Raw genomic sequence first — 11973 nt, forward strand, 5'->3', positions numbered from 1 at the left:
TACGTACACTTGATATTTCCAACACCTTTGGCACAGGTCGTTGGTGTATAAGCTTTGTTGCCAAGATTACGAACCAACTTTGGATATTTATCTGAACTTTCAGTATTCACGCCTGACAAAGCATCATTGAAAGAGAGCTCAAATGTGAGCATCTTCTTCTTCAAAGCTTCATCAAACCAAACATCACTTCCTTTAAAACTGTATGAGTTACCATCAACGACTGTTGGTGCATCAATATCCACCATCGAAAAATTGAACTTGTTGATCGTTTCACGCCCATTTGTACCCAAGGTTTTAGTGATCAAAGTGACAGGTGCTTTCGTCATGTTTTGCCCAACATTGACACTACAACTGTAAGGTTCTTGCGATACGTTGATAACACCAGAAGTTGGTTGCTCATTAGTTGGTGGTGCATCTAGAGAGTTGTACTCTTCACGAACCCAACACTCTAACGTTTTGGCTTTGACCGCACTCAATGTAGTAAAGGTGACATCAAGAACACCATCAGATAAGTAGTTTTGGAAGTCCAGCGGACTTGCAACCGAGAGAACCACGCCTTCACGCTGTACGCTAAAGGTTTGGTTTACTTTTCCAACCTTTCTGTCTTTTTCGTCAAGGTAACGAACTTTGTTATAAACCTTTATATCAAGTTCATAGTTACCATCTTTGGCAATTTGTGTAGAAAGCAGCGTTGCCGTCCAAGTGCCATCTGCGGTTTCTGAGAACGTAAAGTTAGTCCCGTTTTGCTCTCCAGAGAATCTATACGTTGAGTCAATTCGATCAACGCCACTATCATCAACAATATCAAGCGTAAGTACGATATTCCCATCTTGATAGATGGTGTTGTTTGTAATTGGCGTTCCATCCGTGTAACTCATCGCCAGAGTCACCTGCGGGATGGAGTTGTATACTTTTACGGTAAAATCTTGCTCATCACTGGTTAAGGTTGTGTTGCCACGAACATCAGCCCCTTTTAAACGAATCTTGTGTGTACCCGTACCTAAATCACCAAGGCTCACTTTGAGATCCTCATTGATTTTTGTACCAGGAGAGCCAGGTAATGGTTCCAGATCGCTAAACGTCCAATACTCTAGACTTTCTCGATTTACGCCATTAATTGAAACATCACCGTTTGCATTTAGGTCTAGCGCCGTTAGGTCAAAGACATAGTTACCTAAGTAGTAGTCATTCGCATTGAAACCACTTAATCCTAATGTTGGTCCATCACGATCAAGAATAACCTTGTGCGCGTTAGAACTAGACTCAAAACCATAAATATCGGTTGCTTTTACATACAATGACGTTGTTTTTTCATCTTCAGAAATGTCGATTTTATCTGTGTCACTCTTGATAAGAGACATGACAAACTCTTTAGATGAATCCGTTGGCACAATTGTCTTAATTGGCGAATCTTTACCACTTTGATACAGCGAGACTTGCTCAAGGTCTGAATCGTCTATTACGGATTTAAATCGCACGTTGAACTCACGCCCTATGACATAGTTCTCTTTGGACAATGTGTCTTCAACCCAAGGCGTATTTAGGATGATTTCAGGGCCTTTGTTATCGACTTGGAATGTGAATTTCCCTGTTGTACTAACATTGGCAGGGTAAGCGTTGTCCGTCGCAGTGACGTAAAATTCATTCCATTCATCGTAATCAAATGCTTTTGAAACCAGTTGGACTTTGACGTCAGGCTGTTCACCAACTAGGTATGGTACGTCACACGTCTCTGTTAGAGGGTCACAGCTTTCTAATGTCAGAGCCTGACCAGACCCTCGGCGAAGATCTATTTTTACATTATTGCCGGGGCTTAACGTCCCCCAATCAATGACAGGTGTCCATTGGTTGTTACCGCCTAAACGGCTTTGAATCTGCTCACTTTTTACAATAGGAGCTTCAGAGTCGATACGAATATTGAATCTCGGAGCCGTGCTAGTTAACTCTGAAACGGAGTTACCTAAATTATCCTCTGCCGCTGCAACGACTAACCAATCACCATCACCTGGGTAAATCGTCGCGCCTTGATTTGAACAAAGCTCCCCAGTACATAATTTGACTTTAAAGGCGTCTTTCGAGTTATTCGCAAAGTCCTCTGATGTGTATGTGACTTTTTCACCCGTTTGCTGGTAGAAAACAAGACCTCTTGAAGAAAGCTTGTCACCCACAACATCTTCAACCTTGAAGGTCAATTCATGGGTATTTTTGGCATTTAAATAAATACCGTCTTCTACAGGTTTACCGTCGACGTCATTAGGTGGGAGGTAACTCGTTTTAGGGAAATCATTATCAATAAATACCGTTTCTATAAACGGAGCTTTTCCATCGTAACCATACGCATTGCCATGTGGGTCCATGGCACTGGTTTCCACAGCAAACTCTACAATATCTTTTAGTTCACTAGACTGAGAGTTAAGGGTAAAGAGGTACTCTTTTCGATAAGCATTGCTGTTGCCAGGGTTCTCTACAATGTTGATGTCCAACGGTATTTCAATGTTTGGCTCACTGGCTTGATACCACATCGTGCTAAACTTCGGACCATAAGCGTCGGTTTCTACAATACCAGAAGGATCGTCTAGGACAATTTTAGAAACAACTTCACCAGCAATATAAAGCTTATTGCCAACCATCGTCTCTCGACCGCTTTCAATCGTTAATTTTGGCTGTGGAGGCAAGATATCGATACTGCTACCCTCTGTATCAAAAATGTTCTTACCATTTAAGTTAGGATTAGCCATCGAAATATCATCAGCATAGAGCTGCGCGATATTGGTCTCAATACCGTATTTGCTCGCCATGATTTCGTAATACGATTGCGCTAAATCCTTTCGATAAGTATCGGAACCGAATTGATAAGAATCGAGCATAACCTGACGTCCACCAACACCAATACCATCCGCTTTTCCATCAAAGCTCAAATCATCGTAAATAGCGGAGGCAAAATCTAATGAGTTATTTCTCGGCATTCCTTGAGCAATACTATCGATAGCTTCGACAAGAAATCGGTGTAGATAATCGTTTGATGGCTTTTCTGGAATCGCTTTGGTAGCAAGCATTTCGTTAGTTGCATAAGGCACAACCGTTGGATCAAACCCAAAGAATGAGTTGTTGTTCGTGCCAGATAACGCGTAGCGCACCTCATCAAGAATTTGAATCGCACGCTCAGAAGTTTTCTCTCCGGCAGTGACTTGATCCCACTGGAAATCAAACAAGCTAGTCTGATATGTCGATAGTTCAGTAATATAGTAAGTCTGAGAGCCATTGAGCTTAAAGTACACGCCAATATTGACCTTGTTTAAATCAACCGTTACTTTTTTGGTTCCTGGATCTCTTTTCCATTGATAGTAGTATGGCTCGCTGCCTTCGATACCAATTAAACGAACACGCATGAAGTCATAATTCACTACGTCAGTTGTGGTTTCACAACTCGCGACGTCAAGAGCCATTGATTGATCACTTTCCAATTGTTGGATAGTGGTACAACTCGCAAGTGAAGTGAATTCACCATTTGGACTCAACCCTTCAAGTTGCGCTCGCGCACCAATAAATGGTGTCACCACTTTTATAGTTGGCAGATCAAAGCTACTTCTAAAATATACTTCTCTTGGAGTGCTTTCGTTATCAGACTCATCGACGGTTTGAATGACTAACTTTTGACTACTGTTTTCTGATACCGATTTAAAGCTGTCACCCAAAATATCTCTTACAAATGGAATATAATAGATGACATCCTCTACTCGCCCATTGCTATCTAACAGCGTTTCGTGCGGAATTTTTGCGATGTAGTCATCATCCGATGCGGTTGTATCAATAACTTGCTGAAGTGAGTAATTATTATCGTTATTTTGGCTTACGTAGTACTTGACGACGAGCTTAAGCTTATTGGCGTTGGAACCTAAAACCGTATCTGTATTTACGTCTGATACTTTCACACGAACATAAGGGATTTTATTCTCTTTCAATAAATTAGCGTTGAAGTTACTAAAATCTATCCCTTTTAATGAATTCTGAATCCCTATACTTGCGTACGCATAGTCAATCTTCAAGAAATCGCGGCTCGCTTGAACATTGTCTGGGGTGTACGTATCTTGAGAGTAGATACCATCGTAAGTGGTTCGTTCACCATCTAAACCCACATTTACGTACGTCATTGACGTACCTTCAGGATAGGTTATCGTCTGTGCTGGTGCTTGATCGTCACGACTTACTGCATGCTGCGCAGCGCCCGTATTGCCTTTGCTATCCTTCGCTCGAACCTCAAAGACCGTCGTAGATAGGAATTCATCAGTTGGGTAAGCCTTACTAAACTCACAAGCATTTCCAGACTCTACAGTGACAGGAGAACATGTGACGCCCTCATGTAAGCCATCTTTAAATGAAATACTGACCGAACTAATCTCTTGCGAGCTTTCTTTTACAACCCCTTTCAGAACGTATTCTTTAAGTTGGTTATTAATTGCACTCGCCGATGTAATATCGATAACAGGCGCATCGTTATCCCATTCAAAGTTGATATGAAGACCCGAATGGCTGCCTGGAATTAACTCATTACCCAGTACATCCGCTGTATATAAGACTAACCGTGCTGCTGTTACGTTTGAGAGCCCTGTGGCAGGGTTCATATCTGCACTATCGATCTCTTTGGTATTAATGTTAACTTTAACGTTGGTCTCTCGAAGGCCAACTTCAAAATCATCAAATTCTACCGAACAGAATGTGCTTCCAAAATCTTGTATGTCGTTACATTGAAATTCACCAGACCAAGAGCCATTAACCTGATACTGAATAAAGGCGGATACGTCTTCTACGCCGATATCATCTACAATCTTTAGATCAACTTTATCGGTGCCAGCGAGCGCGTCACTGTCCGTACGAGTAACTATTGGCGCATCTGTATCGATATCCGTACCATCTCGCGGTGGAATGACGCCATCAGTACTGCCATATGTACCTAAGTCATTAAGCTTCTTACTAAAGTCGACATAGTCTGCGGCATCAGTACCAGAGATATTGACACTTGGATCGTTTACCACGATCAGAACATGCTGAGATAAATCACGTGTATAAATGTCGCTATTTATCTTTTTCTGTCCAAAGCTGAGGGGAGTCACTGCTCCTGAAGTCTGGCTCACTTCAAGACCATCAAGAACACCATCTGCAATAACATCCCGATATTGGATGTCAGCAAAATGCATTGAAGTGTAGACGTTATCGCTGTTGCCGTATTTTTTTATAAGATCGTAAGAGTAAGACGAGTATGCAGTTAATAAAGCGCCGTATTGATGCCCAGCACTAGCAAAACTGCTTTGCCCACCTTTGGTTATATCAATAGGTTTGGTCTCATTTACGTCAAACCCATACATGCTATTGATACTATCCAAAGCGGTTGAAAAGGCACTCTCATCTGTGGGTCCTTGAGAAATTTTGTACTTTGCCAAGCCTGCTGCCAAGTTCGACAGCGGAGTAAGCATTAACTTTTGCTCACTCCCCTCTTTAAAGTTCACAACACCTTCAAATTTAAGTGTCTTCGCATTGCTCACTGATACCGTTTCATTCGTAAACGGGTCGGTATAACTCCCCTCTTTTGCAACAACAAAAAGAGGCATTGAAGACGATTCAAACTCTAGCAGATAGTTTCCGAACGCATCAGACGTCGTGTTAGCCAACTTCCGGCCTAAGTTTCCATTTTTGAACTCGAAAACCTCAATCTTTGCGCCATTTACAGGGGCGTCAAAAACCATACCGGAAATGCTTCCTTTGCTTCTAGCTGGAGGTGTGTTGTCTCCTCCATCACCACCACCACATGCACTCAATAAAAGAGATGTAAGCGTAAGACCTAATGTTAATTTCAGCGTATTTTTAGCGAACATAGTAATTTGGCAAAATATATTTTGCCGAGATTATATTATTGTAAAATATTTTCTCAACGTGACAATAACACCATTTAAAAAGCCAAAAACACCAGACCAACCGTCACTTTTACTAAATTATTAAATTAAAATCATCACCTATAATTATTCACTTAGTTAAAACAGAGGAATTACTCATGCTTTAATGCTAGTTTTTATTTAAAATATTATACTTTGCGCACAACTGTCAGTATTGATAAACCAACAAAACTAATGACTATTTTAATAATAAAAAGGAGTGTGCAAGCTCCTACCGTAGCCCTTATCACTACTGCGTTAATCATATTGATTAGCGTATCGCTTTCTCACTACTTCCTCACTCCTGTGGATAGGCTACCTACCATCAAGCCTTTAGAATTCGAAAGTGAGAATGTGCAGCCACCAATTAAAAAGAATACTCGTAGGGAAAAAATCACTATCGGTGTCGTTGAATACTCTTTTGTCGCTTCATTATTAAAATCAGGAGTGAGTCAAAAAGAGATCAACTTGCTATTGGCCCTTATTAAAAGTAACTTTAATATTATTGATTCAGTTAAGAGAGATGACCATTTTATCTTAAGAACTAAGTTAAATAGTAGAAATGAAACCTATATTAGTTCTTTTTACTATTTAGGTAGTAAAACCGATTTATTTATTATCAATGATGGGCAAGGCAACATATTTGATGAGCATGGCGTGTCAATAAAAAATAAACTCCGATTTTCCGATCCCTTTGATAAAAGCTACAGAGTAAGCTCTGGCTATGACTTAAAACGAACACACCCAGTAACTAATATAACGACTCCGCACTTAGGCACTGACTATGCAACACCAGTAGGTACACCGATTCGTAGTATTGCTGATGGCATCGTTTTAAAGTCTCGTTACAACCGTTTTGCGGGCAACTACATTAATATCCGCCACACAAATGGTGCAGTATCACGCTACCTACACTTATCTCAACGCCACGTCCACGTTGGTGAAAAGATCAGTCGAGGACAAGTGATAGGAAAAACGGGTAACACAGGAAGAACAACAGGGCCGCATTTACACCTTGAACTGCACATTAATGGTATTCCGGTTGATTACGAGCGATACATTCAAAAGCACCCAAACACTGACGTTAATATAGAAATGCTAATTGCAGCGAGAAAAGAAAAAGCAGAATTAACAGCGGAATGGCAACGGTATAGGCAGTCAAATCGGCAATAAAATACTTCGGTTCGATCTTTCTTCATTTATCTGAAGCGAGTCCTCGTAACCCTCTGAGCGCTTCAAGACCTGTCACCACTTTCCAAGTTCAGGACAAAAAAGAGCCGCTATATGTGGCTCTTAATGATGCGAATCTTTGTTTACAGACCCATGAGTTAATATTTTTGTGAGCACAACTGAATGTAGCAAACTTACTGGCACGTAACACGCTTAGACTTCAGAAAAAGCTATCATCCTCCAGTAAGAGCTTTAATGGTTCAGCATCCAACTGCTGTTGATCGCCTCTCCCTGCTCATCCAGTTTATGAATAATATAGTCGATAAATACTTTTACTTTCGCGGGCACAAACTTACGACTTGGATAGTATATATAGACACCTTGACCATCGGTTCTTTGAGGTTCAGAAACCAACATCAGTTTACCTTGCTGTACTAAGTCTCGAGCAAGATATTGGGGCATCAGTGCAATCCCTGCTCCTAAACTCGCTAAAGAGGCCATCGCATAACCATTGTCTACTGTCACTTGATGTGTAGGACTAAATTCTACTAATTGCCCATCTAAAGGCATCGTCAAGGTAAGCAAGCGCCCCGATTGTTTATAGCGGTACATTATCCATTTGTGCTGGTTAAGCGCTTCAACACTCTGAGGCCGACCAAACTTCTTTATGTACTCCGGACTGGCAAACATACCCATATCAATAGGACATAATCGCCTCGCAATCAGGTTGCTGTCATTTAGTCTCCCGCTTCGAATAGCAACGTCCATCCCACTCTCCAATATACTGGTGTATTCATCGGAAAAGCTAAGATCCAACTTCACTTCAGGGTAACGTTCGCAAAACTCTGGAATCAGCGGAGTTATATAGTTTTGCCCGAACGATAAAGGAAGGCTGACACGAAGTGTACCAAACGGAGATGCAATACTTTGATGAAGCTGCTCTTCACTACTTTTGAGCAAGTTGATCACTTCTCTTGCCGTCTCAAGGTAGTTAAATCCCACTTCAGTGAGCTGGAGTTGACGTGTTGTACGGTGCACTAAACGAACACCCAAATCCTGTTCTAGGCGAGCAATCGCTTTACTAACAGTAGAAGGCGACTGCCCTAATTGATTCGCGACTGCTGTAAAGTTCCCTAAGTCCACAACAGATACAAACAACTTTATTAATGACAACTTATCCATAACGCTCACAATTAATGAAAAATAATCACATCTAATATGACAGAAAAAGTATTTTTGTGTCATGCAAACTTTTCTAGTATTTCGGAAAAGCATACCTAGCTATGGATATTTCTACTGACCTCAGAGACGACAAATAAAGCCAACACCATTAACTCTACACTCAGAATGCTCGGGCTTACGGCATTTTCTCCAACCTTTAATTCCATTGCATCTCATTAAGTGCAATGAAACATACTGAACTTGCTCTAACACGGTAAGAGGTTTTAATGACAATAATTCAACTTAAACGCGAAGTGATCTGTTTTGCTGGCGATTCTGGAGATGGTATCCAATTACTTGGAGAACGCTTTTCAGACAACTCGTCGAAACAAGGAAACGATGTCATGACGTTACCTAATTATCCAGCTGAGATAAGGGCTCCGGCAGGAACCACATCTGGAGTATCGGCTTTTCAGATGCAATTTGCCTCAACAGAGATTTATACTCCTGGCGACGATTTTTCAGTCTTAATCGCTCTGAATGCCGCTGCATTAAAAACCAAAATCTCACAACTCGTTGAAGGCGGTTTGGTGCTTATTGATCTCGATGGTTTTAATAAAAAAAACCTTGAGCTTGCTGGCTATGAATCTAACCCATTGAGCGATGGTAGCCTCGCAGATTATCGAATGATTAGTGACAGTTTTACGCGTTTAACCGTTCAATCTCTTTCTGAGTTAAACATTGCGCCTAAAGTAGTGAAGCGAAGCAAAAACTTTTTTATGCTTGGTATTGTTTTATGGATTTACAGCCGTCCGCTAGAACCGACCATTGAATGGCTAAATAATAAATTCGCTGACAATTCGCAAGTGAGAGAGGCAAACACTTTAGCCATAAAGTCGGGATTTAATTATGCTGAAACAACCGAAATATTCAGCGACTGTTTTCAGGTTGCTCCCGTAGCAGATAAAGCAGGCTTGTATCGTACTGTTTCAGGGAACGAAGCATTATCGCTTGGGTTAATATGCGCAGCAGAAAAACTCCAACGCCAGCTATTTTTGGGCTCGTACCCCATAACACCCGCCTCAGATATTCTACACACGCTATCAACCTATCAACACTTTGGGGTTACGACATTCCAAGCAGAAGATGAGATTGCAGCTGCTTGTTCAGCTTTAGGCGCATCTTATGCTGGCGGTTTAGGAGTCACATCAACGTCTGGCCCTGGATTATGTTTGAAAGCAGAGACCATTAACCTTGCCGTAATGGCGGAGTTGCCAATGGTTGTTATCAACGTACAACGTGGAGGCCCCTCAACTGGTCTACCGACTAAAACAGAGCAATCAGACTTGCTTTTGTCTTTGTATGGTAGAAATGGGGATTCACCACTCCCAGTGTTGGCTCCTGCCTCTCCTGCAGACTGCTTTGATATGGCAATCGAGGCATGTCGAATTGCCACTACATTTATGACGCCAGTGATCTTATTGAGTGACGGTTACTTAGCAAACGGCTCCGAATCTTGGCTCGTGCCCAACCCTGATGAGATTAAGCTCACTGCCGAGGCAACAAAAGCAAACATAAGCCCGTTTTATCCCTATGCCCGTGATGACGTGTATTACAGCAGAGAGTGGGTCACGCCTGGTACAAAAGAGAAAATGCACCGCATTGGAGGATTGGAAAAGCAAGCGATTACAGGCAACCCTTCTCATGATCCTGAAAACCACCAGCGCATGACTGATGAAAGAGCAAAAAAAATAAATAACATCTGCCATTTCATCCCTAAACAAACGCTAACAGGCAGTACTCAAGACTCACTGCTAGTGCTAAGTTGGGGAGGCACGCAAGGTTCTGTGTCGACCGCAATTGAGCATCTGAGAAAGCAAGGAGCATCGGTTGCTCACGCCCATATTAAGTATCTAAACCCGTTTCCAATCAATTTGGAAGAGATCATTAGCCAATTCAAACATGTGCTTGTTTTTGAGTTGAATAACCAACAACTCGTCAAAGTGATTCGCTCACAATATGCCATTTCTGCACGCTCCGTAACCCAAGTTAAGGGGTTACCATTCAAAGTTCACGAGGTTATTGAGTCTATTAACCACCACCTGAAGGATATTAAAAATGACGACTAAGGTACTCAACCGCAAAGATTTCGCATCTGATGTTGAAGTCAAATGGTGTCGAGGCTGTGGTGATTTTAACGTATTAAAAACGATGCAATCCGTTCTAGCACGATTAGGTCGAACTAAAGAGAACACCGTATTCATCTCAGGGATTGGCTGCTCATCTCGTTTTCCTTATTATCTCGATACTTATGGATTTCATACGATTCACGGCCGTGCCCCTGCCATCGCTACTGGTGTAAAAGCTAGCAATCCAGAGTTAGATGTTTGGGTTGTAACTGGCGATGGTGACGCACTGAGTATTGGCGGTAATCACTTTATTCACGCGATTCGACGCAACCAAGACATTAAAATTTTGCTTTTTAATAATGCTGTCTATGGACTGACCAAAGGCCAATTTTCCCCGACAAGCGAACAGGGCTTCATTTCTAAGTCGAGTCCTGAAGGTTCTCCCGATCAAGCGCTTAAACCTCTGGCATTAGCAGCATCCGCAGGTGCTACGTTCATAGCACGAACATCGGACAATGATCCTACACACATGACGATGGTGTTAGAGGCTGCTGCCGCGCATTCGGGCACTGCTGTAGTTGAAATCCTGCAAAACTGCGTCATTTTTAACGATAAAGTGCACGAACCTTACAACGGCCCAGCTAATAGAAGCGAACATCTACTTTATCTCTCAGATAATGAACCGTTATTGTTTGGTAAAACACATTCAAAAGCGTTGATCAATAAAGGGTTTGGCTTCGAGATTGTCGAATCAGAGGCCCCGAACCTTTTGCTCCACTCCAGTCAATGCGAGGAGTCATACTATGCTTATGCGCTTGCTGACTTGAACTATCCAGACTTTCCCGTACCCGTGGGCGTTTTTCGTTCAGTGACTCGACCTACTTTTGATCAGGTCATTCGACATCAAAAACACCAAGCAACTCTAAAGTATGGTCAAGGCGACTTAACCGAATTGCTCAAACAAAACAGTTATGAGCGTCTCTGCTAACAATTGAAAGAGCCAGCTATTGAGGCAATCTTCCCTACAAGGATGAAACTAAAAAGTTTCCGATTCTAGTTGGCGACTTGCTGAATGATGAGTTGATAAGGAAGTATGGTGGTTGCAGATATCCATCACACTAAAAAGAGGCTCTATAATGAGCCTCTTCTGTTTTTTAAAATAGTGACATCGTCACTATAGTTAATATGAATAAAGCTTATGGCAAAAGATACCATAAACTCACTCAATTAATTGACAAAGTGGATTGATTACAACGTATTCCGAGCCGAGGTGGGTTATATATAGCAGCGGAAGTATCGGGGGGCGCGACAAAAATGGCGAATAAGCTTGCTTCATCCAATGTAGCGGTTTATCCATCATCGCATTTTTCTATCAACAATCATTTTAATGCCCTCTTATTTGGATTTGGCATTATCCCTAGCCAAAAAATAGAAGAAGCATTCGATATTATTCAATCAGTATTAGATTAAACCGAAATAGTGGCAAGCACCTCATCCTAAAGCAGATATAAAATTGCCCCTTCAAAAATGTCATAAACTTAAAAAGTCATAGACTTATGAAGAGGCAATATCAATTATATTTGCAC

Annotated in this window: 5 protein-coding genes and 1 pseudogene; 4 read left to right on the top strand and 2 right to left on the bottom strand. The window is 41.6% G+C overall.

Annotation, left to right across the window (positions count from 1 at the left end; translation table 11 throughout):
* A pseudogene (locus tag CAG69_RS18850) lies at positions 1–5741 on the bottom strand (tandem large repeat); the annotation flags it as partial.
* A 381-nt stretch (positions 5742–6122) separates the two neighbouring features.
* Between CAG69_RS18850 and CAG69_RS18855 the strand changes: the two are divergent.
* Complete coding sequence (locus CAG69_RS18855) at positions 6123–7100, top strand: peptidoglycan DD-metalloendopeptidase family protein (protein WP_161445664.1); 978 nt, start codon at positions 6123–6125, stop codon at positions 7098–7100.
* A gap of 249 nt (positions 7101–7349) precedes the next feature.
* Here the strand turns inward: CAG69_RS18855 and CAG69_RS18860 are convergent, their stop codons facing one another.
* Positions 7350–8279, bottom strand: a complete 930-nt coding sequence (locus tag CAG69_RS18860) for a LysR family transcriptional regulator (RefSeq protein WP_237668098.1) — start codon at positions 8277–8279, stop codon at positions 7350–7352.
* Between the two features lie 266 nt (positions 8280–8545).
* Here CAG69_RS18860 and CAG69_RS18865 point away from each other — a divergent pair, with 266 nt between their 5' ends.
* The 3 genes from CAG69_RS18865 to CAG69_RS22605 all read left to right on the top strand — a co-directional run bounded on the left by CAG69_RS18865 (position 8546) and on the right by CAG69_RS22605 (position 11857).
* Positions 8546–10387, top strand: coding sequence for a 2-oxoacid:acceptor oxidoreductase subunit alpha (locus CAG69_RS18865; RefSeq protein WP_161445644.1), 1842 nt, complete (start codon positions 8546–8548; stop codon positions 10385–10387).
* Positions 10377–11375, top strand: coding sequence for a 2-oxoacid:ferredoxin oxidoreductase subunit beta (locus CAG69_RS18870; protein ID WP_161445646.1), 999 nt, complete (start codon positions 10377–10379; stop codon positions 11373–11375). Before CAG69_RS18865 ends, CAG69_RS18870 begins: the two co-directional genes overlap by 11 nt.
* Before the next feature lie 326 nt (positions 11376–11701).
* Positions 11702–11857: a hypothetical protein gene (locus CAG69_RS22605; protein ID WP_237668099.1), complete on the top strand. Its 156-nt coding sequence runs from the start codon at positions 11702–11704 to the stop codon at positions 11855–11857.
* Positions 11858–11973 lie beyond the last annotated feature (116 nt).

Origin of the sequence: Vibrio sp. V43_P6S15P86 (assembly GCF_009904725.1) — a bacterium.
GTDB classification, from domain to species: Bacteria; Pseudomonadota; Gammaproteobacteria; order Enterobacterales; family Vibrionaceae; genus Vibrio; species Vibrio diabolicus.